The sequence below is a fragment of the Shimia sp. W99 genome, from assembly GCF_053851455.3.
Genome location: NZ_JBSQBU020000001.1, coordinates 339,983 through 362,930, shown reverse-complemented (window position 1 = coordinate 362,930; position 22,948 = coordinate 339,983). Strand labels below are relative to the sequence as shown.

General features: G+C 60.4%; 18 protein-coding genes. 9 read left to right on the top strand and 9 right to left on the bottom strand.

The window, feature by feature from the left end; genetic code table 11:
• Positions 1-71 precede the first annotated feature (71 nt).
• The 4 genes from ACS3QZ_RS01720 to ACS3QZ_RS01705 all read left to right on the top strand — a co-directional run bounded on the left by ACS3QZ_RS01720 (position 72) and on the right by ACS3QZ_RS01705 (position 5,060).
• Positions 72-1,772 carry a peptide ABC transporter substrate-binding protein gene (locus ACS3QZ_RS01720; protein ID WP_456036287.1) on the top strand — a complete coding sequence of 567 codons (1,701 nt, stop codon included), beginning with the start codon at positions 72-74 and terminating at the stop codon, positions 1,770-1,772.
• Between the two features lie 111 nt (positions 1,773-1,883).
• Positions 1,884-2,891: an ABC transporter permease gene (locus ACS3QZ_RS01715; RefSeq protein WP_456036286.1), complete on the top strand. Its 1,008-nt coding sequence runs from the start codon at positions 1,884-1,886 to the stop codon at positions 2,889-2,891.
• A complete protein-coding gene (locus ACS3QZ_RS01710) occupies positions 2,884-3,795 on the top strand; it encodes an ABC transporter permease (RefSeq protein ID WP_456036285.1) in 912 nt (303 codons plus the stop codon). The genes ACS3QZ_RS01715 and ACS3QZ_RS01710 overlap by 8 nt, the downstream gene beginning before the upstream one ends.
• Positions 3,796-3,998: 203 nt before the next feature.
• Entirely contained in the window at positions 3,999-5,060 is a 1,062-nt protein-coding gene (locus ACS3QZ_RS01705; RefSeq protein ID WP_456036284.1) for a YeeE/YedE family protein, read from the top strand.
• Here the strand turns inward: ACS3QZ_RS01705 and ACS3QZ_RS01700 are convergent.
• From ACS3QZ_RS01700 to ACS3QZ_RS01675, 6 genes are all read right to left on the bottom strand, one after another.
• Complete coding sequence (locus ACS3QZ_RS01700; protein ID WP_456036283.1) at positions 4,996-6,276, bottom strand: DUF3422 family protein; 1,281 nt, start codon at positions 6,274-6,276, stop codon at positions 4,996-4,998. The genes ACS3QZ_RS01705 and ACS3QZ_RS01700 overlap by 65 nt on opposite strands.
• Positions 6,277-6,388: 112 nt before the next feature.
• Complete coding sequence (locus ACS3QZ_RS01695) at positions 6,389-6,790, bottom strand: PaaI family thioesterase (RefSeq protein ID WP_456036282.1); 402 nt, start codon at positions 6,788-6,790, stop codon at positions 6,389-6,391.
• A gap of 243 nt (positions 6,791-7,033) precedes the next feature.
• Positions 7,034-8,467: an NAD(P)(+) transhydrogenase (Re/Si-specific) subunit beta gene (locus tag ACS3QZ_RS01690; RefSeq protein ID WP_456036281.1), complete on the bottom strand. Its 1,434-nt coding sequence runs from the start codon at positions 8,465-8,467 to the stop codon at positions 7,034-7,036.
• Between the two features lie 13 nt (positions 8,468-8,480).
• Positions 8,481-10,052 carry a Re/Si-specific NAD(P)(+) transhydrogenase subunit alpha gene (locus tag ACS3QZ_RS01685; protein ID WP_456036280.1) on the bottom strand — a complete coding sequence of 524 codons (1,572 nt, stop codon included), beginning with the start codon at positions 10,050-10,052 and terminating at the stop codon, positions 8,481-8,483.
• A 133-nt stretch (positions 10,053-10,185) separates the two neighbouring features.
• Positions 10,186-10,638, bottom strand: a complete 453-nt coding sequence (locus ACS3QZ_RS01680; RefSeq protein ID WP_456036279.1) for a methyltransferase family protein — start codon at positions 10,636-10,638, stop codon at positions 10,186-10,188.
• A gap of 178 nt (positions 10,639-10,816) precedes the next feature.
• A complete protein-coding gene (locus tag ACS3QZ_RS01675; protein ID WP_456036278.1) occupies positions 10,817-11,776 on the bottom strand; it encodes an MBL fold metallo-hydrolase in 960 nt (319 codons plus the stop codon).
• Positions 11,777-11,927: 151 nt separating this feature from the next.
• On the opposite strand from ACS3QZ_RS01675, the gene ACS3QZ_RS01670 reads away from it, so the two are divergent.
• Both ACS3QZ_RS01670 and ACS3QZ_RS01665 read left to right on the top strand, forming a co-directional pair.
• Positions 11,928-12,686, top strand: coding sequence for an SDR family NAD(P)-dependent oxidoreductase (locus tag ACS3QZ_RS01670; protein ID WP_456036277.1), 759 nt, complete (start codon positions 11,928-11,930; stop codon positions 12,684-12,686).
• Positions 12,687-13,150: 464 nt separating this feature from the next.
• Complete coding sequence (locus ACS3QZ_RS01665; protein WP_456036276.1) at positions 13,151-15,448, top strand: Hint domain-containing protein; 2,298 nt, start codon at positions 13,151-13,153, stop codon at positions 15,446-15,448.
• Here the strand turns inward: ACS3QZ_RS01665 and ACS3QZ_RS01660 are convergent.
• From ACS3QZ_RS01660 to ACS3QZ_RS01650, 3 genes are all read right to left on the bottom strand, one after another.
• Positions 15,435-16,214: a gamma-glutamyl-gamma-aminobutyrate hydrolase family protein gene (locus ACS3QZ_RS01660; protein ID WP_456036275.1), complete on the bottom strand. Its 780-nt coding sequence runs from the start codon at positions 16,212-16,214 to the stop codon at positions 15,435-15,437. The two genes, ACS3QZ_RS01665 and ACS3QZ_RS01660, sit on opposite strands and share 14 nt — an antisense overlap.
• A 69-nt stretch (positions 16,215-16,283) precedes the next feature.
• Positions 16,284-16,709: a GlcG/HbpS family heme-binding protein gene (locus ACS3QZ_RS01655; RefSeq protein ID WP_456036274.1), complete on the bottom strand. Its 426-nt coding sequence runs from the start codon at positions 16,707-16,709 to the stop codon at positions 16,284-16,286.
• 71 nt (positions 16,710-16,780) lie between these two features.
• Positions 16,781-18,919 carry a malate synthase G gene (locus tag ACS3QZ_RS01650; RefSeq protein WP_456036273.1) on the bottom strand — a complete coding sequence of 713 codons (2,139 nt, stop codon included), beginning with the start codon at positions 18,917-18,919 and terminating at the stop codon, positions 16,781-16,783.
• A gap of 218 nt (positions 18,920-19,137) precedes the next feature.
• On the opposite strand from ACS3QZ_RS01650, the gene pepN reads away from it, so the two are divergent.
• The 3 genes from pepN to ACS3QZ_RS01635 are packed head-to-tail and all read left to right on the top strand — an operon-like array spanning position 19,138 to position 22,894.
• On the top strand, positions 19,138-21,744 hold the full coding sequence (gene pepN / locus ACS3QZ_RS01645) for an aminopeptidase N (RefSeq protein WP_456036272.1): 2,607 nt from the start codon (positions 19,138-19,140) through the stop codon (positions 21,742-21,744).
• On the top strand, positions 21,726-22,466 hold the full coding sequence (locus tag ACS3QZ_RS01640; protein WP_456036271.1) for an SDR family oxidoreductase: 741 nt from the start codon (positions 21,726-21,728) through the stop codon (positions 22,464-22,466). Before pepN ends, ACS3QZ_RS01640 begins: the two co-directional genes overlap by 19 nt.
• Entirely contained in the window at positions 22,466-22,894 is a 429-nt protein-coding gene (locus ACS3QZ_RS01635) for a hypothetical protein (RefSeq protein WP_456036270.1), read from the top strand. The genes ACS3QZ_RS01640 and ACS3QZ_RS01635 overlap by 1 nt, the downstream gene beginning before the upstream one ends.
• Positions 22,895-22,948: the final 54 nt, after the last annotated feature.

The following is a 22,948-nucleotide window of genomic DNA, read 5'->3' as shown; positions in this document are numbered from 1 at the left end:
TGACAACCAAAAACCGGGTGCAGCCAATGCGCCCGACCAAGCACAGAAATGTGCCCAACAAGGAGTGTATGATGAAAGCAAAGACACTTATGCTCGGCGCTGCAGCCGCATTTGTTATGGCCCCCGCGGCCATGGCAGAGCGCGGCTCGGACGGCCACGTAAATATCATTTACTGGCAAGCGCCGTCGATCCTGAACCCGTTCCTGTCGAGCGGCACCAAGGATATCGAATCCGCCTCGCTGGTGATCGAACCGCTCGGTCGCTATGACCCCAACGGCAACCTCGTGCCCTACCTGGCCCAGGAAATTCCGACCGTCGCCAATGGCGGCGTGTCCGAGGATCTCAAGTCGATCACTTGGAAGCTGAAAGAGGGCCTGCTCTGGTCCGACGGCACCGCAGTGACCTCGGCTGACGTGAAATTCACCGCCGAATACTGCATGCACCCCGAAGGCGGCTGTGCGCAGCTGGCCAAGTTCGACGGCGTCGACAATGTCGAAATAATCGACGACCTGACCGTCAAGGTGAACTTCACCGAACCCAAGCCGAACCCCTATGGCCCCTTCATGGGTGGCCAGTCGCCAATTCTTCAGATGGCTCAGTTCAAGGACTGCATGGGCGCCAAGGCACCCGAGTGTACCGAAGCCAATTTTGGTCCCATCGGTACCGGGCCGTTTGTCGTGGACGAGTTCAAGACCAACGACGTGATCTCGCTGTCGGCCAACCCGAACTACCGTGATCCGGCAAAACCGGCCTTTGCCACCGTGACCTTCAAAGGTGGCGGCGATGCAACTGCGGCCGGTCGCGCGGTTCTGGAAACCGGCGAATTCGACTATGCGTGGAACCTGCAGCTGGCCCCCGACGTTCTTGCCAAGATGGCAGAAGGCGGCAAGGGCAAACCGATCGCGGCTTTCGGGTCGCTGGTTGAGCGTCTCGAAATGAACATGACCGACCCGAGCCCGGATCTGGACGCAGATACGCGCTCCACACGCAAGGCACCGCACCCGTTCCTGTCGGACATCAACGTGCGCAAGGCCCTGTCCATGGCGATCGACCGCAACCTGCTGGTGGAAATCGGCTACGGTCAGGCCGGTCGCCCGACCTGTAACCTGGTTCCCGGACCGGCGGTTTACGCGTCTGACAACACCGACTGTCTGACTCAGGACATCGCCGGTGCCAACGCGCTTCTGGACGAAGCCGGCTGGGTCAAGGGTGCCGATGGTGTACGCGCCAAGGATGGCGTGCGCCTGTCGATCCTCTACCAGACCTCGACCAACGCCGTACGTCAGGACTTCCAGGCCCTGATCAAGCAGTGGTGGAGCGAGATCGGTGTTGAAACCGAACTGCGCAACCTGAACGCCTCGGTGTTCTTCGGTGGCGATCCCGGTTCGCCCGACACCTTCCAGAAGTTCTATGCCGACGTGGAAATGTATGCCAACAACTTCGATGGCACCGATCCGCAGGCATATCTGTCGATGTATCGCTGCGGCAACGAGCCTCAGCCGTCGAACCAGTGGAACGGTGAAAACATCAACCGTTTCTGCGACCCGGCCTATGACGCTCTGATCGACGAGCTGGGCCGCACTTCCGATCTTGAAACGCGTTACGCGCTGGCCAAGAAGATGAACGAGATGCTGACCAAGGAAAGCTACGTGGTTGTGCCACTGGTCGACCGTGGCCGCGTCTCGGCGCACTCCAACAGCCTGGGCGGTGTTGTTCTCAACACCTGGGACTCCGAACTGTGGAACGCTGCCGATTGGCATCGCGTGAAATAAATCAACACGGGGCGGGCGTCATGCCCGCCCCGTTTCTATCCGGTGCCCGGCAGGCAGGTCGCTGTCCGGCATGAAAATCAACAATAAGACTGACGCATAAAGGCGCCGCACATGCTGACCTTCACCATCCGCCGTCTGATCCTTGCGATCCCGACGCTTTTATTCATCAGCCTCGTCATCTTCCTCTTGCTCGAGCTTGCTCCGGGTGACCCGATGGCACAGGTCCCGCTCACCGTGCCCCCCGAGGTCAAGGAAAAGATGCGCCTCGCCCTTGGCTTGGGCGAACCCGGCTATATCCGCTTCTGGAAATGGTTGGTTCAGTTCTTCTGGATCGAACCCCAGGTTCTTATCGACCACTATTTCGGAACCACACTCTCCGAGGGCAAACTCCGGGTCATCAGCTGGCAGCACCGCGCGCCGGTCATGGACGTGGTGGTTCAACGCCTGCCCCAGACACTCTGGGTTGTCGGCATGTCCTATGTCGTCGGTGTTCTGATCGCGCTGCCCATCGGCATCTACTCGGCCTATCGCCAATATTCGATGTTCGATCAGGCAGGGACATTCATCACCATGATCGGCTATTCGATCCCGCCCTTCTTCACCGGCCCGCTGGTGATCGTGATCTTCTCGGTCCAGCTCGGCTGGTTCCCCTTCATCTATGACACCACCCACAGGGTCACGGATTGGGACAGCTTCATCTACCAGCTGCGTCAGATGATCATGCCGGTGATGGTGCTTGCCCTGCAGACCACCGCCCAGATCAGCCGCTACATGCGTGCCTCGATGCTGGACAACCTCAACCAGGATTACGTCCGCACCGCCCGCGCCAAGGGCCTGTCGGAACGAGTCGTGGTGCTGGTGCACGTGCTCAGGAACTCGATGATCCCGGTTGTCACCGTGATCGCGCTTGGCCTGCCAGCCATCTTTGGCGGTGCCATCATCACCGAACAGGTGTTCTCCGTGAACGGGATCGGCGCCCAGCTGATCGGCGCCATCCAGGCCAACGACCTGCCCACGGTACAGACCCTGACCTTCATGTTTGCCTTCCTGATCGTCTTCTTCAACCTGATTGCAGACGTGCTTTATGGCATTCTTGACCCGAGGATCCGCTATGACTGACATGAGCAACATGGAACCGACCAAGCCGGAACGCAGCCAGTGGGTCGACGTCTGGGACCAGTTCAAGCATCACAAGGGCGCACTTCTGGGCGGGGTCATCTTCATCGTGATCGTCGTCGGCGTCTTCCTTGGTCCACTGGTCTGGCCCTATGACGCCCAGTTCATCGACATCCGCGCGCGCAACCAGGGCCCAAGCTGGGCGCATCCCTTTGGCACTGATCAGCTAGGCCGCGATACGCTCGCCCGAATGATGGCCGGGGGGCAGACCTCGATTGCCGTGGGCCTCACCGCCATGCTCCTTGCCCTCGGGCTGGGCAGCCTTGTGGGGATCACTGCCGGGTTCTTCAAACGGCTCGACGGGCCGCTGATGCGCCTCACGGACCTGTTCCTTGCCCTGCCGATCCTGCCGCTGCTGCTGGTGATGATGCTCCTCTTCCGCGAACCGCTCTCGGGCGCCGTTGGCCCGGAACGCGGCATCTTCATCCTGATCGTGGTCGCCATCGGCGTGACAAGCTGGATGCCCACCGCACGGATCGTGCGCGGCGATGTGCTGGCCCTCAAGGAACGCGAGTTCATCCTCGCCGCCCGCTCCATCGGCACCTCCAACACCAATATGATCAAGCGGCATATCCTGCCCAACGTGCTTTCGCCCATCATGGTGTCCGCCACGCTCGGCATTGCAAACGCGATCATCACGGAATCGGCGCTGTCCTTCCTTGGCCTCGGCTTTCCGCCAGACTTCCCCACATGGGGGCGCCTGCTGAACGACGCGACACAATACCTGCAGGACTACCCTGAGCGGGTGTTCTGGCCCGGTCTGGCGATTTCGCTGACCGTGCTCAGCGTGAACTACCTTGGCGACGGCCTGCGCGACGCGCTCGACCCGCGCATCCGGGGACGCTGAATAAGGACAAACCCACATCAAACCCCCAAAAGGCCGGATCAAACGATCCGGCCTTTTCCTTTTGCGTGAACAGCATCCCACGCCCGCGCCGCAAATGGGAAACTATCCCGCCGAAAAACTCATATTCACATGATCACATGCTTGAAACCGTGCATTTTTCCCGACAATTGGGAAAAAATTCTCATACGCGCGGAGAGACCTTCATGTTCGAGTCCCTTGGTTTCGAAAACTGGACCGCCCCACAGGTGGTTGTTCTTTTTGCCCTCGTCCTTGGCGGCGCCTTTGGTGTCTTTGCCGAGCGGTCGGCCTTTTGCTTCCGCCGCGCGCTTGTGGGCGACGACCGCCGCGCCGCGCTCGGCGTCTGGCTGACTGCACTGGCCATCGCCCTTCTGGGCACACAAGCCGCCGTGGCCCTCGAATGGATCACCTTCGCCGATCACCGCCTCATGAACAGCGATCTGCCGATCCTCGCCATCCTCATCGGCGGCGTGCTTTTTGGCGTCGGCATGGTGCTGGCCCGCGGCTGTGCCTCGCGCCTGACCGTGCTCTCGGGCACCGGTAACCTGCGCGCGCTCCTGGTGATGCTGGTCTTCGCCCTTACCGCCCACGCCACGCTCAAGGGCGTACTGGCCCCTGTGCGCACCTCGCTTGGCGCGTTTACCCTGCCGCTTGAAAACGCCGCCCTGCCCGGCAACGCCCTGCTCTGGACCGTGCTCATCGCGGCGACTGCTCTGGCCGTCGCCCTGCGCAGCGGCAATGGCTGGAAACCCCTCACCCTCGCCGCGCTCATTGGCGCGCTGGTGCCGCTGGGCTGGGTCGGCACCGGCTTCGTGCTCTATGACGATTTCGACCCCATCGCGATGGAGAGCCTGTCCTTCACCGCCCCCGCCGCCGACGCGCTGTTCTTCACCATCGCCTCCACGGCGATCTCCGCCAGCTTCGGCACCGGCCTCATCGGCGGCGTGCTCCTCGGCAGCCTCGCGGCTGCGCTCCTCTATGGCAGCTTCAAATGGCAAAGCTTCGACGGCCCCGCCCAGACCGGCCGCTACCTGCTTGGCGGTGCGCTCATGGGGTTGGGGGGCGTGCTCGCCGGTGGCTGCACCGTCGGCGCCGGCCTCTCCGGCCTGCCCACCCTGTCCATCGCCGCCTTGCTGGCCGTACTGGCCATGGCCTCAGGCGCCCTGGCCACTCACCGCCTGCTCAATGCACGTGCGACCGTATCCGGCGCACCATCAGCCACACGGCCAGTACAACCGGCAGAGTGACCCCGGCGGTCAGCAATCCCTTGCTGATCCCAAGCATCCCGGCCAGCGGATACAGCAGGTATGCCGCCAGAGAGACCGCATAGTAGCTGATTGCCACCACCGACAGCCCCTCGACGGTCTCCTGCAGGCGCAATTGCAGATCCGCGCGCCGGTCCATGCTTTCCAGCAAAGCCTGATTCTGGGCCGACCGCGCCACGTCCACCTTGGTGCGCAGCAACTCACCCGCCCGCATCGCCCGCTCCGCCAGCGCCTCAAGCCGCCCCTTGGTCGAGGCCACCGTGCGCATCGCCGGATCATAGCGGCGCATCATGAACTCGCCAAAGGTCTGACGCCCCTCAAAGCGTTCTTCGCGCAACACCTCGATCCGCTGGTTCACGATCGCTTCATAGGCCTCCGTAGCCCCAAACCGGAACGCATTCTTGGCCAACATGTTCTCGGCCTCTGCCGAGGTTTGCAGCAATTCGTCCAGCACCTCTTCGGCGGGGGTATCCCCCCCGGCGATTTCCGACATCATCCGGCTCAACCGGCCCTCGATCTCGGCCATCTGCCCGCCCATCTGGCGCACCCGCTCATAGCCGAGCATCGACATCGCCTTGTAGGTCTCGATTTCGCACAACCGCTGCACAACCCGTCCGACCCGGCGCGCGCCCGTGCCCGGAGACACCAGGGCGGCCATACGCATATGCCCCGCCGGATTGATGCGGAAATCGGTTGCCACCACCACATCGCCATCCAGCACTTCCGAGACAGCAAGACTCTCGGGCACGAACCACGACTTCAGGTTCTCGCGCAAAATCTCCGGCTCGGGGCGCTTCTCCACCCGGATCAGCGCCGAGGTGATGCGCCCCCCCGGCGCCCGCGCCAGCCAGTCCTCGGGAAACACTTCAAACTCGGCCGGATCAAACGGCCGCACGGACAGACCGTTGGTGAACACCGTATAGGTGACAAACTCGGCGTGCTGCTCCCACTTGAGATAATGCCGCCCGATCTCCCCGGAATAATGCGTGGCGCCGGGCCGCGGATGCGCCGCGCCATGCCGGTCCAGCAGTTCCAGCAAATGCGCAAGGTCCTTGGAGCGATCCCGCGACACGGCATTCTCCACCGCCTTGATGGCCAGGAACACAGCCGTTGAAGGCACTTCCAGCGACGGGAACGGGCGCGCGTGCAGCTCATTGGCCAGCTGATAGCGCATAGGATGGTCTTCAATCGGGGGCATCGCGGGTCTCCAAAACTGCCCGCACCATAGACATTTCGCCCAGCAAGTAAAGAAATCTTTTATTTCAAAGGGTTACAGGAATACCATTGCATACAAAGCCAGTGCAACCCCTTCATTCAACGGCCAAAATCGTCCCCTGCGCCGCCGCACACAGCTTTTCACCCTCTTCCGTCACGGCATAGACATCGCACCGGCACACCGCCTGCCGCTTGCCATGGGACAGCACTTCGGCCCGCGCCACCAACGCCTCCCCCATCGCCGGGCGCACGTAGTTCACCTTGATTTCCTGCGTCAGCACATTGCCCAGAACCGATCCCCCGGCATAGGTCATGGCATTGTCCGCAAGATAGGCCAGCACGCCACCATGCGCGAACCCGTGCTGCTGTTTCAGGGTGTCCGCCAACGCCACGCGCAACTCCGCCCGCCCTGGCTCAAACGAGATCAACTCCGCCCCCAACAACTGGCTGAACGGCTGTGATCTCAGGATCTCGCGCCCAAATTCCAGAATATCCAAACCCGTCCTCCCTTTTTCGCTGAACACAACCCATCACCCGCGCGCGCCCCTGTCAAAACCGACGTCGCGGCAGCCACATCGCCCCACCTGCAACCAGCCCCCGTCTTCCTTTTGCCAAAAATATCCTGGGGGAGTCGCAGCTTTGCTGCGGCGGGGGCAACGCCCCCCTGACCACGCCGCAAACAAGAAAGGCGCCCCAAAAATCGGAGCGCCTTCCCAAAGTCTTGCTCTGTGTCGCAGAGATCAGTCGATCATCGTCAACAGCTTGTCGAGGCTGGCCTTCGCGTCACCATAGAACATGCGCGTGTTCTCCTTGAAGAACAGCGGGTTCTCGATACCCGAATAACCGGTGCCCTGACCACGCTTGGACACGAAGACCTGCTTCGATTTCCAGCATTCCAGAACCGGCATCCCGGCGATCGGGCTGTTGGGGTCTTCCTGCGCGGCGGGGTTCACGATGTCGTTCGACCCGATCACGATGGAAACATCGGTTTCCGGGAAGTCCTCGTTGATCTCGTCCATTTCCAGAACGATGTCATACGGCACCTTGGCTTCAGCCAGAAGCACGTTCATGTGCCCCGGCAAACGGCCCGCAACCGGGTGGATTGCGAAACGCACGGTCTTGCCCTTGGCGCGCAGGCGACGGGTCAGTTCGGCGACGTTCTGCTGTGCCTGTGCCACGGCCATGCCATAGCCCGGAATGATGATGACACTGTCGGCATCCTCAAGCGCGGCGGCCACACCGTCGGCCTCGATGGCGATCTGCTCACCCTCTACTTCCATCTGCGGCCCGGCTGCACCGCCGAAACCTCCCAGGATCACCGATACGAACGACCGGTTCATCGCCTTGCACATGATGTAGGACAGGATTGCACCCGACGAGCCCACCAGCGCACCGACCACGATCAGGAGGTCGTTGCCCAAGGAGAAACCAATCGCGGCCGCGGCCCAACCCGAATACGAGTTCAGCATCGACACAACCACCGGCATGTCAGCCCCACCGATGCCCATGATCAGGTGGTACCCGATGAACAGCGCGGCAATGGTCAGGATCAAGAGCGGGAAGAAGCCGCCCGAGTTCAGGTACCAGATCAGGCAGACCAGCGAGATCAGCGCGGCACCCGCGTTCAGAGCATGCCCACCGGGCAGCTTGACCGCGTTCGAGGTGACCTTGCCCGAAAGCTTGCCATAGGCGATGACCGACCCGGTAAAGGTCACGGCACCGATCCAGATCCCAAGGCTGGCTTCAACACGCAGGATGTTGATTTCCACGCCATCCTTCTTGGCCAGCAGCGCGGCAAAGCCTTCGAGGGTTTTCTTGGCCGCGTCGTCCATGGCCATGACATTGCCCAGTTCGAAATGGGCGATATAGCCCACGAACACGGCGGCCAGACCCACGAGAGCATGCATCCCTGCGACCAGTTCCGGCATCTGGGTCATTTCGACCTTGCTGGCCAGCATGTAGCCGATGACGCCACCACAGGCGATCAGGATGATCGACAGCCACCACAGGCCCGCTCCGGGGCCGATGAGCGTGGCAAACACCGCCAGCGCCATGCCGACAATGCCGTACCACACGGCGCGTTTCGCGCTTTCCTGCCCCGAAAGGCCACCCAGCGAGAGGATGAAAAGAACAGCTGCTACAACGTAAGCTGCGGTCGTAAATCCGAATTCCATGATCCCGACCTCCTTAAGATTTCTGGAACATGGCGAGCATGCGCCGTGTCACGAGGAAGCCGCCGAAGATGTTGATCCCAGCCATGAAGACCGAAAGCGCGGCGAGCAGGATCACCAGGAACGAGCCGGACCCGATCTGCATCAGGGCGCCCAGAATGATGATCGACGAAATGGCGTTGGTCACGGCCATCAGCGGTGTGTGCAAGCTGTGCGACACGTTCCAGATCACCTGGAAGCCGACGAATACGGCCAGCACGAACACGATGAAGTGCTGCATGAAGCTCGCCGGAGCAACCAGCCCAACACCCAGCAACAGCGCGCCACCCACGGCAAGCAGGGTGACCTGCTGCTTGGTCTGCGCCTTGAACGCGGCCACTTCGGCGGCCCGTTTCTCTTCCGGGGTCAGTTCCTTGACCTCGGGCTTCTTCTGCGCCGCGATTGCCTGCACTTTTGGCGGCGGCGGCGGGAAGGTGATGTCACCCTCGAAGGTCACGGTCGCGCCGCGGATCACGTCGTCTTCCATGTCGTGGTTGATCTGACCGTCCTTTTCGGGGGTCAGGTCGGCCATCATGTGACGGATGTTGGTGGCATAAAGGCTCGACGACTGCGCCGCCATCCGGCTCGGGAAGTCGGTGTACCCGATGATGGTTACGCCATTCTCGGTCACGATCTTTTCGTCGGCCACGGTCAGCTTGCAGTTGCCGCCCTTTTCGGCGGCAAGGTCAACGATCACCGAACCCGGCTTCATCGCGTCGACCATGTCCTTGGTCCACAGCTCCGGCGCTTCGCGGTTCGGGATCAGCGCGGTGGTGATCACGATGTCCACTTCCGGCGCCAGTTCACGGAACTTCGCCAGCTGCGCGTTGCGGAACTCCTCGGACTGAACCGAGGCATAGCCGCCGGTGGCCGCGCCATCCTGCTGCTCTTCTTCGAAGTCGAGATAGACGAACTCGGCGCCCATCGATTCGACCTGTTCCGCCACTTCGGGGCGCACGTCGAACGCGTAGGTGATCGCGCCCAGAGAGGTCGACGTCCCGATCGCGGCCAGACCGGCCACACCGGCGCCGACAACCAGAACTTTCGCGGGTGGCACCTTACCGGCGGCCGTGATCTGCCCGGTGAAGAACCGGCCAAAGTTGTTGCCCGCCTCGATCACCGCGCGATAGCCCGCGATATTGGCCATCGACGACAGCGCGTCCATCTTCTGCGCACGGGAAATACGCGGCACCATTTCCATGGCGATCACGTTCGCGCCCTTGGCTTTGGCCGCTTCCATGCCCTCTTCATTGCCCGCAGGATTGAAGAATGAAATCAACGTCTTGCCCTTGGACAGACGCTTGAGCTCCGTTTCATTGGGCTGGCGCACCTTGGCTACGATGTCGCTCGCCTTCCAGAGCGCGGCGGCGGTCTTGATAATCTCGACGCCGGCCTCTTCATAAGCCGCGTCGGAAAAACCCGCATTGGCCCCCGCGCCGCTTTCGATGGCGCATTCATATCCCAGTTTCTGGAGCTGAATTGCAGAGTCGGGCGTCATCGCCACCCGGTTTTCGCCTGCAAACACCTCCTTTGGTGTTCCGATCTTCACGTTTCATTTCCCCCTTCGGTGAAAGAGCAAGATTGTTGCGCGCAGCAGATGCTGCACTTGCATAATGTTTTAACGCGCCCTTTTTTGCTGCACAAGCAAAGTGGACCATACCCCGTATTCTTACGCCGTAACGTCATACCCACCGCCGCACCTTCTGGCAGTAACGTGCAAAATCCGCACGAAACTTGCGGCGCAGCCGGTTTTCTTCGGGAATGATGAACCGCCGTTCGATCACCCAGACAAAGACCGGCACCAAAACCAGTGACAGAACCGCATCCCAGTACAGGATCAGCCCCATCAGGATCAGCGCATCCCCCACATAGATCGGATTTCGCGTCCGCGAGAAAATCCCGCTTTGCACCAACCGGTCTGCGTCCCTGTGTGGAATGATGGTGGTTTTCTGCCGCCGCATCTCGCTGGCCGCCAGCGCGATCAGGATCACGCCGCCGCCCACCAGGATACCACCGGCAAACTCTGCCCAGCGTCCTCCCAGGCTCAGCCCAAGCGAAAGCGCTTCGGCCTGCCACCAGGCCAGGGTCAGGAACAAGGCAAGCCAGACCGGCGGAATGTCCAACCAGCGCTTCATGTCATGCTCCACCCTGTATGCAGATGTATTCCATTTTGTCCGTGCCAATGGTGCGGCTCACAGGAACCGCCCATATTTTCGACACTTCGACAATCAAGAACATGCGACCGCTATGACGACCAATTGCCGCAATGGCAAGCTGTCATCACGCCGCACAACAAAAATCGTCAGGAATGTGCTATTCCCACTCCATTTCCTCGAACACGCGTCCCGCGTTCTTGGTGGCCAACTCCTCGAACGTATCGAGATTGCGCCAGCGCTCCTGATCCACGTAATAGGCTCCGGCCAGGTCGCCCCCTTCCTCGATATGCGCCCCGATCTTCTCACGCAGGTCGACAAGATAGTCGCGCGTATAACGACGCACCTGGGCAAGGTTGGTCGGATGGCCATGGCCCGGGATCACGTAGGTCGGGGCCAATGGCTCCATCTTCTCGTCCCATGTCTCGATCCAGCAGCTTGTGCAGATGCCTTCGAAAATCGGCAACATCCGCTCGTGAAAGGCGATGTCCCCGGCGATCAGCATGCCCCATTGCGGCAACCAGACCTGCGTATCACCCGGATCATGTGCCGGGCCCATATGCATCACCTCGATCTCCACCCCGCCAAGGGTCAGCTTGTATTCGTCTTCAAACGACAGGTTCGGCGTCACGATGCGCGTGCCTTCGGCCTTGTCCCGGTTGTACCGCTGCATGCCCTGATAGATGAAATCCGCGTCTTCGCTGAAGGCCTCGATCGCATCCACATGGGCAAGGATATCCACCCCCTGATCCACCCAATAGCTGTTGCCCAGCATGGCATGCCCCTGCCCATTCTCGTTGATCACCAGAACCACGGGCTGATCCGTCACGGTCTTGATCTCTTCATGCAGCGCTGCAGCAAGCCGCGCCGATGCGCCGCCATTGATCACAACGACGCCCTCATCGGTCACGATAAAGGACAGGTTGTTGTTATGACCCGAGTTTTCATAAGTCGGCGGGGCTGTCGCCCCGATGGCCGAGAACACGTGCGGAATCACCTCCACGGGTTTCGAATACAGCTCGGACTGCGGATACTGATCGGCAATGTCTTCGCTCGCAGTGGCCGCGCTGGACAAAACGCCCAATACGGCGACGGCGCAAAAGCTGGTGAAACGGGTCATGAAATCTCCTCCGGGAATGACTTGCCATGGGTTGTAAACAACAAATTCGCATTTGTGAATGCTATTTGCGACGCTACGGCGTTTTCCACTTCGCGCCTTGCCTGCCCCCGTCCGGGGCCTAATCTTGATCGCAACAGACAGGGAGAGAGACATGCATCTGAAAGGCAAACACGCGCTTGTCACCGGGGGTGGCACCGGCATCGGCCTCGCCATTGCGCGGTCGCTGGTCGAGGACGGCGCAGAAGTGACCATCACCGGACGCCGAGCCGAGGTCCTTGAGAAAGTCGCCGCCGAAACCCCCGGCCTGCATCCGCTGGTCATGGATGTGCGCGATGAAGACTCCATCGTTCAGGGTGTGGCGGATGCCGTGGCCGCCCGCGGGCCGATCCAGATCTGTATTGCGAATGCGGGCGTCGCCGAAGGCCGGGCGCTGCATAACACCGACATGGATTTCTGGAACAACATGATCGCCACCAACCTGACCGGGGCGTTCCTGACCATCCGGGAATCCTTCAACTCTATGTTCCAGACAGACTGGGGCCGCGTGATCATCATTTCATCCATCGCAGGCGTCCGAGGCCTCAAGGGCGGCATGGCCTATTCCGCGACCAAGCATGGCGTGATCGGCATGATGCGCGCCCTGTCCGAAGATTACCTTGGCACTCCCTTCACCTTCAACGCGATCTGCCCCGGATATGTCGAAACCGACATCATCACCCGCAACGTGGAGTCCATCAAGGATCGGGCCGGGGTGTCCGAAGAACAGGCGCTCAAGATCATGGTATCCGCAAACCGCCACAAGCGCCTGATTGCCCCGGAAGAGATCTCCGAGGCCGCCCGTTGGCTCTGTGGTCCCGGCTCTGGCAGCGTCAACGGACAGACCATCAAAATCGCTGGCGGCGACATTTGAAAATTCCCGCCCTTTTTTCACGGGCATCCCCTGCGCAGACTGTCTGCGCAGGGGAAAAGCGCGTTCAAACCCAGTTTCTGCGCTGCAGTACCGACGCAATACCGACGTAATACCGACGTAATACCGACGTGAAACCGACCCCGGTTTCCGCCCCGCACAAGGCGGTAGCGACGCGCGCTGCATACCCGCTCCAATCCGCGTGATCGCCGCGCAAAACGGACAAGTCCTCGGGACAGCGCATTGTGGCAAAACCGGGGCGCCCCTCGGCACTACGCGCCTCCGCCCACAGTTTATCCAAACCAATTCAGCAACTTAAAAGGAATTCCGACACTTCCTTTTGTTTCCGCTCACGGATCAATTGCTTCAAAAACAACTCATTTCGCTCAAATTACAGCCCCAACCACCTGCGATTGTTTCCACGTGCAGCCCCCGGGCGAAGAATCCGGGCCGAGCAGGAGCAGAAAATGCCGTTAGGCTACTTGGTGCAATTGGGCGATTACTCCCTGGATATCAGCGATTCCATCGTTGATCCCAGGGTGAGATTCGACACGGATTCCTATTTGGGATCAGGCACTTGGGAGTGGTCTGGCAGCTGGGGAAACTCAACCTATATCAACGAGATTGAACCGGGGGACTACTATCTCGCCACGGATGGAAACGTCTACTTTGTCCCATCATACGGCCCCGTAGCACACCTCGACGCTGCAACAGTCAACAGCGCCCCAAGCTATGCAACGTATGACGGCCTTGTCGAAGGCACCGCAGGCGACGACATAATCGACGCCAGTTTCACCGACATCAACGGCGACTCTGTTGATGGCGGCACCGGTACCGGCGCTTCAGGCTTGAACGACTCCATCCAGTCCGGCGCCGGGAACGACTCGATCCAGTCCGGCCTCGGCGACGACACCATCGACGCCGGCGCGGACAATGACACCGTCGAAGCCGGTGCCGGAAACGACGTGATCTATGGCGACGGGCTGGGTTCAGAAACTCTCGACTGGTCCGCGCAAGGCACTGATGGAACTGATGTTTTTTCCGGGTTCACCCAAAACACCGGCGACATCGACGTCACCCTGTCCTTCTCGAATGACGGCAACAACGCGGCCACGGCCAACCTTGAAACCACGGACACGATCTATCGTGGAGCGGATGAGGATTTCGACCCGAATTCCTCGCTTCTGCTGTTTGGCAATGGCGACGGGAGCACCTCGACAACCACCTTCGATTTTGCCGCTGCCGCCGGGGCGAATGTCGAAGACGAGGTTCTCAATGTCGCCTTCCGGATCTCGGATATCGACTGGGCCTCCGGTAACCACCAGGACATTGTCACGATCAACGCCTACGATGCTGATGGCAACCCCGTTGAGGTCGTTATCACGCCTGGCGCCAACGACACCGTCTCCGGCAACACCATTACCGCAGGAACCGCAGGAGAATCCGCCTCCGACGCCAGCGGCTCGGCCCTGATCGAAATCGCGGGCCCGGTCTCGCAGGTAGAAATCATCTATGCCAATGGGCTCGGTGGGACCCAGGGGATCTGGGTGTCCAACCTCGAGTTTCAGACCATGTCCACCACCGGCGGCAACGACAGCCTCGACGGTGGCGAGGGCGACGATGTGATCGTTGCCGGTGGTGGCGATGATACGATCATCGGTGGCGAAGGCGACGACCGGCTGATCGGCGGTACGGGCAACGACCTGATCTATGGAAATGGCGGGAATGACACGCTCGTGGGCGCCGCTGGGAACGACACGCTGGACGGCGGCGCTGACAACGACCTGCTGCGCGGCGGATCCGGAGAAGATGTCCTCTTCGGAGGAGCGGGCGCCGATACGTTGCGCGGCGGTAACGACAACGACACTCTCTATGTTGGCCAGGGAGATCAGGCAGACGGCGGTCAAGGCGACGATACTTTCATCATCACCGATACAGGCGACACCGGTGAAATCGTGATCGTTGGTGGCGAGAGCGGTGAGATCAACGGCGACACACTCAACCTCAATGGGTTGGCGGACCGCTCGACGCTGGTGATCACCAATCCCGATGACAGCGCTGGCGGGTTGAGCGGCACGGTTGAATTGCTGGACGGCACGCTTGTTCGCTTTTTCGAGATTGAGAACATCATCTGCTTTACTCCGGGCACGCGCATTCTCACAGAACACGGCGAACGCAATGTCGAAACCCTGCGCGCCGGGGATCTTGTGATGACCAAGGATGATGGGTTGCAACCCATTCGCTGGATCGGCAACCGCACCGTGCCCGCGGACGGAAAATTCGCCCCCGTCGCAGTCACGTCGGCCATGCTTCCCGATGCAAAGCGCACCCTGCTGGTCTCGCCTCAGCACCGGTTCCTGATCAGCGGATGGCGGGCCGAAATGCTGTTCGGAGAAGCCGAGGTCCTCGTGTCAGCCACGCATATGGACGACGGGGAACGTGCTTTCCGCTTGCCACGCAGCCATGTCACCTATGTTCACGTGATGCTGGATCGCCACCAGATCATCTATGCCGAAGGGGTGGAAACCGAAAGCTTCCACGCCGCCGACACCGGCGTCGCAGGGCTTGGCGAAGACGAGCGGGAAAGCATGTTCGAGACCTTCCCGCATTTGCGCGAAAACCTCAATGCCTACGGCCCAACTGCGCGCCGTTGCCTCAAAAAACACGAAGCAGATGCCCTGTTGGCCTCAAACGGTGGCGTAGCGCCGCGTTTGCCTCGCCGCCGGGCCACGCCCCAACGCGGGCCTGAACTTACGCTGATCTGAGAACGGGAACGGCCCGCCGTCCGTCGGCCCATGCCCGCACAGCCTCCCCAAACGCTTCGAACAAGGGGCGCGAAACCGGGTCATTGGCCGCATCCCATTCGGGATGCCATTGCACGGACAGCGTGAAACCCGGCGCGCCATCAATGTAGGTCGCCTCTGGCGTTCCGTCCGGCGCATGGCCGTCGATAACCACGCGTGCACCCGCACGTTTGATGCCCTGCCCGTGCAACGTATTGGTCATCACCGAGCGTGCGCCCATCAGCCGGTGAAACACACCATTTTCGCAGAATTCGACCCGATGGCGGAGCGCGAATTTTTCTTCGAGCGTCCCATCAGGCGGCATGCGGTGGTTGTCCCGCCCGGGCAGGTCGCGGATCTCCGGATAGAGAGATCCGCCCATTGCCACGTTGACCTCTTGGAACCCTCGACAGATGCCGAGAAACGGCTGACCGCTTTCGACGCAGGCACGTACCAACGGCAGCGTGATCGCATCGCGCGCCCGATCAAAAGCGCCGTGCGCTTCGGTGGCAGCTTCGCCATATTCCTCAGGGTGCACGTTGGGACGCCCGCCGGTCAAAAGAAACCCGTCACACCTTTCGATGAGTTCCGCCACCGAGACAAACCGCGGGTCCGCCGGGATCAACAACGGCATGCACCCGCTCACTCCCGAGACGGCCTCGGAGTTCATCGTGCCCCCGGCATGTGCCGGGTATTGGTCATTGATCAGGTACTGGTTTCCGATGATACCGACGACGGGGCGCGTCATTCAAAGTCTCTCGCTGGGTTTCCTTCCATCCCAGCATAGGCCCGCCCTACGCCAAGCTAAAGCCCAATTTCAGGCGACCCCAACCAACCCGGCCGCTTCGATCCCGGCGAGCGCCGCCGCAGCGTCGTTTTCGGACGTATCTCCTGTCACGCCAACGGCCCCAATGATGCCCCCCTTCTTGTCCTTGACAAGCACTCCACCCGGTACCGGAACGATGTGACCGCCATAGACGCCGCTCAGGGCCGCGCCAAAATGAGGACGCTCCTGCGCGATCTCTCCGATCACCGAACTTGGCGCCCCGAGCATGACCGCGCCATGGGCTTTACCATGGGCGATCTGAAAGCGCCCCGGCGAAGCCCCGTCTTCGCGTTCAAAGGCTTGAACGTGTCCGCCAGCGTCCAGAACCACAACGGAGAGCGGCTTCAATTCCAGCTCCCGTCCTTTCTCCAGCGCCTTGCGAATGATCGTGCGCGCATTTCTCAAGGAAATCGCCATCCGTTACCTCTTTCTTTTTGCAAAATACCCACGGGGGAGCGCGAGGGGGCCGTCCGCCGCCTCGCTTTCCCTTATCCGCGCAAAGACGCCTTCAATTCAAGACGCCGTGCATGCAAGACTGGTTCGGTATAGCCTGATGGCTGCATTCTTCCCTTGAATACAAGGTCACAAGCGGCCTGAAACGCCACTCCGTCAAAATCCGGGGCCATGGGGCGATAAAGCGGGTCGCCCGTGTTCTGACGATCCACCACGGCGGCCATTTTTTGCATGGCTTGAATAACCTGCGCCTCACTCACCACGCCATGATGCAGCCAATTGGCCAAGGCCTGGCTGGAAATCCTGCACGTTGCGCGGTCTTCCATCAGTCCAACGTCATGGATATCCGGCACCTTGGAGCAACCTACACCCTGATCGATCCAGCGCACCACGTATCCCAAGATGCCCTGTGCGTTGTTCTCGATTTCCCGGGTGATCGCCTCGTCGCTCAGGTTTTCCCCAGCGAGCACCGGGATCGAGAGCAGATCGTCAAGGGTGCCGCGCGCACCGCCTGCCTTGATCTCGTTCTGGCGGGACAGAACATCGACCGAATGATAATGCGTTGCATGAAGCGTTGCGGCGGTAGGGGACGGCACCCATGCGGTGTTGGCGCCGGATTTGGGATGCCCGATCTTCTGTTCCAGCATCGCCGCCATCATGTCCGGCATTGCCCACATGCCCTTGCCGATCTGCGCCTTGCCCTGCAGGCCGCAGGCCAGGCCGATATCCACGTTACGATCCTCGTAAGACAGTATCCACGGCGTCGTCTTCATGTCGCCCTTGCACAGGAATGGGCCAGCCTCCATTGACGTGTGGATCTCGTCGCCCGTGCGATCCAGGAAACCCGTGTTGATAAAGGCCACCCGTTCCTTTGCCGCCCGAATACACTCCTTCAGGTTGACGCTGGTGCGGCGTTCCTCATCCATGATACCCATTTTGACGGTGTTTCGCGGAAGACAGAGAATATCCTCGACACGGTCAAAGATTTCGACCGCAAAGGCCACCTCTTCCGGCCCGTGCATCTTGGGTTTCACGACATAGACCGACCCGGTAACAGAATTGCCGCCGTCGCGCTGCAGGTCATGCATCGCGATCAGCACTGTCACTAGGGCGTCCATCAACCCTTCCCCGATCTCGTTGCCATCCCTGTCAAGCACCGCCGGGTTCGTCATTAGGTGGCCGACATTGCGCACCAGCATGAGCGAGCGCCCTTTTAGCGTCGCCTCGTCACCACCCGGCAATTGATAGGACACGTCGTCGGCCAGCACCCTGTCAAAGACTTTACCGCCTTTCTCGACCTGCTCTTTCAGATCGCCCTTCATCAAACCCAGCCAGTTGGAATAGGCCAGCACCTTGTCCTCGGCGTCTACGCAAGCCACGGAATCTTCGCAGTCCATGATCGCCGTGAGTGCGCTTTCCAAAACGATGTCATTGATACCAGCGGCATCGCTGGCACCGATATTCCCTGACCCGTCGATTTCGAGAACAATGTGCAGGCCATGGTGCTTGAGCAGAATACGTGCGGGGGTTTCGGGGTTCCCCACGTATCCAGCGAAACATTCCGTCTCCTCAAGCGCGGGTGCAAGTTGGCCCCGCTCTACACTCAGAGATGTGACATCTGCCCAGGACCCTTTGGCCAGCGGAACGGCCTTGTCGAGGAAATCACGCCCCCATGCGATCACCCGCGCACCACGCGTGGGATCATACCCACCCCCGGTCGGCGCATCGCCAAGCGCGTCCGTACCGTAAAGTGCGTCATAAAGTGATCCCCATCGCGCGTTGGCCGCGTTGAGGGCAAAACGCGCATTGGTGATCGGTACCACGAGTTGCGGCCCCGGAATGGCGGCTATCTCGGGATCGACATTGGCGGTTTCAATCGCAAAGTCCCCGCCTTCAGCCACCAAATAGCCGATCTCTTCCAAATATGAGCGATACGCGGCCTCATCATGGTTCTGTCCCCTATGCGCAAGGTGCCAGGTGTCGAGCTTTTGTTGAAGCGCCTCGCGTTTTTCGAGAAGGGCGCGATTGCGCGGGCCAAGGTCATGTGCCAACGCACTCAGGCCGGACCAGAAGACTTCCGCCGCCACCCCTGTTCCCGGCAACGCTTGGTTTTCAACGAAATCCACCAGCTCGGACGCCACCTGAAGCCCATCTTTCTCGATCCGCACAGTCATCTCTCACCCTTCCTGTACACATATGTATGCGTTTCCAATTAGATCATGAGTTTCCTATAGGCAACAAAACTGGTTCGCTTTCTTGACCAAATACATCTTCTTGTTTTTCAAGAAACTGCGGATTCAGTTTCAGGATTTTCCGACTTGAGCCCGCACCCCTTGCGGGTTGGTGGTGATGCGCTACACCTTGGGCAACAGGAAATCACAGGATACGCCCGATGCCCGACGCAAGCCCGCAGACGATCTACCTCAAGGACTACAAACCGTTTGGCTGGATCATCGACGATGTGCACCTTACCTTCCGCCTGCATCCGACAGCGACCCGCGTGATTTCGCGCATCCGCTTCCGCCCGGACCATGAGGTGCATGACCGGCCCTTCTTTCTGCACGGCGAAGATCTGAAGACCATCTCGATCAGGGTCGATGGGCATGAACCCACGATCTATGAACAAAGCGGCGGGATCACCGTTGACGTGCCCGATGCACCGTTCAACTGGGAAGCGGAGGTTGAAATCAACCCGTCCGCGAATACCGCACTGGAAGGGCTCTACATGTCGAACGGCATGTATTGCACGCAATGCGAAGCCGAGGGGTTTCGCAAGATAACGTGGTATCCTGATCGCCCCGACGTGATGGCGAAATTCACCGTACGCATCGAAAGCGATGCCGAACATACGCCGGTCATGCTCTCCAACGGAAACGGGCTATATTATGAACAGGACAGCACGAAGACGCCCGCGCCGAACGTCACGATCTATCAGGATCCCTGGCCCAAGCCAGCCTACCTTTTTGCACTGGTTGCGGGTGATCTGGTCGCGCATGAGGACAGCTTCACCACCGTGTCAGGCAAGGAGGTGCATCTCGCCATATGGGTGCGCCCCGGTGACGAACACAAATGTGCCTTCGGAATGGAGGCGCTCAAGAAGTCGATGAAGTGGGACGAAGACGTTTACGGTCGTGAATACGACCTCGACGAGTTCAATATCGTCGCCGTCGATGACTTCAACATGGGCGCGATGGAAAACAAGGGATTGAACATCTTCAATTCTTCCTGCGTTCTGGCCAGCCCCGAAACCAGCACGGATGCCAATTTCGAGCGCATCGAAGCCATTATCGCACATGAGTATTTTCACAACTGGACCGGCAACCGCATCACCTGCCGGGACTGGTTTCAATTGTGCCTCAAGGAAGGGCTGACGGTTTTCCGCGATCAACAATTCACCTCCGACATGCGCTCGGCCCCCGTAGCGCGCATCTCAAATGTCCTGGCGCTGCGCGCCCGCCAGTTTCCCGAGGATCAGGGGCCGCTTTCGCATCCGGTACGTCCGGAAAGCTTTCAGGAAATCAACAACTTCTACACAGCCACAGTGTACGAAAAGGGTTCCGAAGTGATCGGGATGTTGAAGACACTTGTCGGAGATGAAGCTTATGCAAAGGCGTTGAACCTCTATTTCGATCGGCATGACGGGGACGCGGCCACGATCGAAGACTGGCTCAAGGTTTTCGAGGACGCCACCGGTCGCGATCTCTCACAGTTCAAACGCTGGTACTCCCAGTCCGGCACCCCGCGTGTCACAGTGCGCGAGGAGTATGCACAAGACACGCTGACCCTGCACATCTCGCAGAGAACCGCACCCACACCGGGACAAGAGACCAAGGAACCACAGGTTATCCCCATCGCGGTCGGACTGCTGAACCCGAATGGTGACGAAGTACAGGAGACCACCGTTTTGGAACTCCGAGACTCTGAGCAGAGTTTTTCCTTCCCCGGTCACGCAAGCCGACCTGTGCCCTCCATTCTGCGCGGTTTCTCGGCGCCGGTCCTGCTGGACCAGGAGATTGACGCGGATCGGCGCGCGTTTCTTCTGGCGCATGACACCGATCCCTTCAATCGCTGGGAATCCGGTAGGATGCTGGCAAAGGAGTCGCTCTTGTCTAGCGTGAAAGATGGCAGCGCGCCGAACGCCGCTTACCTTGACGGCCTGAAACTGGTGCTGCGCGATGACACGCTTGACCCGGCCTATCGCGCATTGATGCTGGGCCAGCCCTCGCAGTCTGAGCTTGCCGGATTGCTGCATGATGCCGGGCATGTCCCTGCCCCCGAGGCCATTCATGCAGCTTCCGAGGCCCTGCGGCAGGCCAAGGCCGATCACCTCTCAGATATCCTGCCTGGGCTCTACGCGGATCATCAGGTAGAGGAACCGTTTTCCGCAGAAGCCGGTCCGGCGGGGCAACGCGCCCTTGCCAACGCAGCTCTTGACCTCCTGACCCGTCTGGATGGCGGCGCCACGGCGGCCATGCAATACACCCGCGCGGACAACATGACCCAGCAGCTCGCCGCGTTGGGCGCGTTACTCGATGCCGATCAAGGACAGGAGGCGCTGACCGCATTCTACGATCAATGGCGGGACGACCGTCTTGTCATCGACAAGTGGTTCAGCCTGCAAGTCTTGCATGCCAAACCCGGGGACGCCGCCGATGTTGCGCGCCGCCTGACCAACCATATGGATTTCGACTGGAAGAACCCCAACCGATTCCGCGCATTGCTGGGCGCCTTGCAGATGCACCATGCCGGTTTCCACCACGAAAGTGGCGCAGCTTATGAGCTGCTCGCAGATTGGTTGATACGGCTTGATCCGGTGAACCCGCAGACCACCGCGCGGATGAGCACGGCGTTCCAGACCTGGAAGCGGTACGATACGAAGCGTCAGGCCCTGATCGGCGCACAGCTTGACCGGATTTCAAAGCAACCGGAGCTGAGCCGGGACACGACCGAAATGATCACACGGATCAGAGGGGTGAAAGCATGCGCAAAGTCTGCCTAATTACGGGGGCCAGCGCCGGAATCGGCGCCGCCACAGCCCGTCTTGCCGCAGAGCGAGGATACGATCTGGCGCTGAACTATCGGAGCGACCGGGAAAGCGCGGCGCGGGTTGCCGCCGCTTGCCGAGAGCTTGGCGCAAGCGTAGTGCTTTGTCCGGGCGACGTGGCCAACCCCGAAGACATCGCAGCAATATACCGACAAGTCGACGAAAGCTTTGGACGGCTGGATGCGCTGGTCAACAACGCCGGAATCGTGGATCAGGCCGCGCGTGTGACCGAGCTTGACCACGACCGCCTTCGCCGCATGTTCGACGTCAATGTCATCGGGGCGATCTTGGTCGCCAAGGAGGCCGTGCTTCGAATGCAGGCCCAAGGAACAGGCGGCGCCATCGTGAACCTGTCCTCGGCAGCCGCGCGGCTTGGATCAGCTAACCAATATGTCGATTATGCCGCCTCCAAGGCCGCCATCGACACCTTCACCAGGGGGCTTGCCGAAGAGGTGGCCGCCGACAATATCCGCGTCACCGCGCTACGCCCCGGCCTGATCGAAACCGATATCCACGCCAAGGGCGGACAGCCTGACCGCGCCCAACGCCTTTCCGGTTCGGTTCCCATGCCACGCACCGGATCAGCCGAAGAGGTCGCGCGCGGCATCTTGTTCTTGCTTTCAGAGGACGCCTCATACGTAACGGGAACCACGCTTGACGTGACCGGGGGGCGATAATGGCAGAGACGCTGATCTATGCCAACCACGGGCGCAACCCGCGCACATTCGGTGCGCTGGCCGTCGCGCTGTTGTTGCTGGGCGGCCTTTACGCAATTGGAACAATGACTTGGATACTTGTCCTATTGTTCGTCTTTGCCGTTCCGGCCCTGTTCGACGTGTTGCTCAATCCTGTTTCCACGTTCGAGATGACCGACAACATCCTGCGTTGGAAAAGCCCCACCCAAACGGCCGAACTGGGTATCGACAAGATACGCGAGGCCCGTTTTGATACGCGGCTCGATGTTTCTGTCCGGGTATCGCTCACTCTTGTTGACGGCAGCAAGCTGCGGATTCCACAGGACGTCTTGCCCCCTCACAACCGTCTGGAGGCAGCATTCAAAGCGCGCGGCATCAAGGTCGAACGCCACCATTTTCGCGTGATCTGAAATTCTGCCTCATTCGAGGGCACGCTGACCGGATGATTTCAACAAGGTGCCCCT

What these genes read in the sequence shown, in the direction of transcription:
- ACS3QZ_RS01665 (WP_456036276.1), top strand. Translation starts at nt 13,151, where the DNA reads ATGCCGTTAGGCTACTTGGTGCAATTGGGCGATTACTCCCTGGATATC.
- ACS3QZ_RS01705 (WP_456036284.1), top strand. Translation starts at nt 3,999, where the DNA reads ATGTTCGAGTCCCTTGGTTTCGAAAACTGGACCGCCCCACAGGTGGTT.
- ACS3QZ_RS01700 (WP_456036283.1), bottom strand. Translation starts at nt 6,276, where the DNA reads ATGCCCCCGATTGAAGACCATCCTATGCGCTATCAGCTGGCCAATGAG.
- ACS3QZ_RS01650 (WP_456036273.1), bottom strand. Translation starts at nt 18,919, where the DNA reads ATGACTGTGCGGATCGAGAAAGATGGGCTTCAGGTGGCGTCCGAGCTG.
- ACS3QZ_RS01675 (WP_456036278.1), bottom strand. Translation starts at nt 11,776, where the DNA reads ATGACCCGTTTCACCAGCTTTTGCGCCGTCGCCGTATTGGGCGTTTTG.
- ACS3QZ_RS01710 (WP_456036285.1), top strand. Translation starts at nt 2,884, where the DNA reads ATGACTGACATGAGCAACATGGAACCGACCAAGCCGGAACGCAGCCAG.
- ACS3QZ_RS01720 (WP_456036287.1), top strand. Translation starts at nt 72, where the DNA reads ATGAAAGCAAAGACACTTATGCTCGGCGCTGCAGCCGCATTTGTTATG.
- ACS3QZ_RS01670 (WP_456036277.1), top strand. Translation starts at nt 11,928, where the DNA reads ATGCATCTGAAAGGCAAACACGCGCTTGTCACCGGGGGTGGCACCGGC.
- ACS3QZ_RS01690 (WP_456036281.1), bottom strand. Translation starts at nt 8,467, where the DNA reads ATGGAATTCGGATTTACGACCGCAGCTTACGTTGTAGCAGCTGTTCTT.
- ACS3QZ_RS01660 (WP_456036275.1), bottom strand. Translation starts at nt 16,214, where the DNA reads ATGACGCGCCCCGTCGTCGGTATCATCGGAAACCAGTACCTGATCAAT.
- ACS3QZ_RS01640 (WP_456036271.1), top strand. Translation starts at nt 21,726, where the DNA reads ATGCGCAAAGTCTGCCTAATTACGGGGGCCAGCGCCGGAATCGGCGCC.
- ACS3QZ_RS01680 (WP_456036279.1), bottom strand. Translation starts at nt 10,638, where the DNA reads ATGAAGCGCTGGTTGGACATTCCGCCGGTCTGGCTTGCCTTGTTCCTG.
- pepN (WP_456036272.1), top strand. Translation starts at nt 19,138, where the DNA reads ATGCCCGACGCAAGCCCGCAGACGATCTACCTCAAGGACTACAAACCG.
- ACS3QZ_RS01715 (WP_456036286.1), top strand. Translation starts at nt 1,884, where the DNA reads ATGCTGACCTTCACCATCCGCCGTCTGATCCTTGCGATCCCGACGCTT.
- ACS3QZ_RS01635 (WP_456036270.1), top strand. Translation starts at nt 22,466, where the DNA reads ATGGCAGAGACGCTGATCTATGCCAACCACGGGCGCAACCCGCGCACA.
- ACS3QZ_RS01655 (WP_456036274.1), bottom strand. Translation starts at nt 16,709, where the DNA reads ATGGCGATTTCCTTGAGAAATGCGCGCACGATCATTCGCAAGGCGCTG.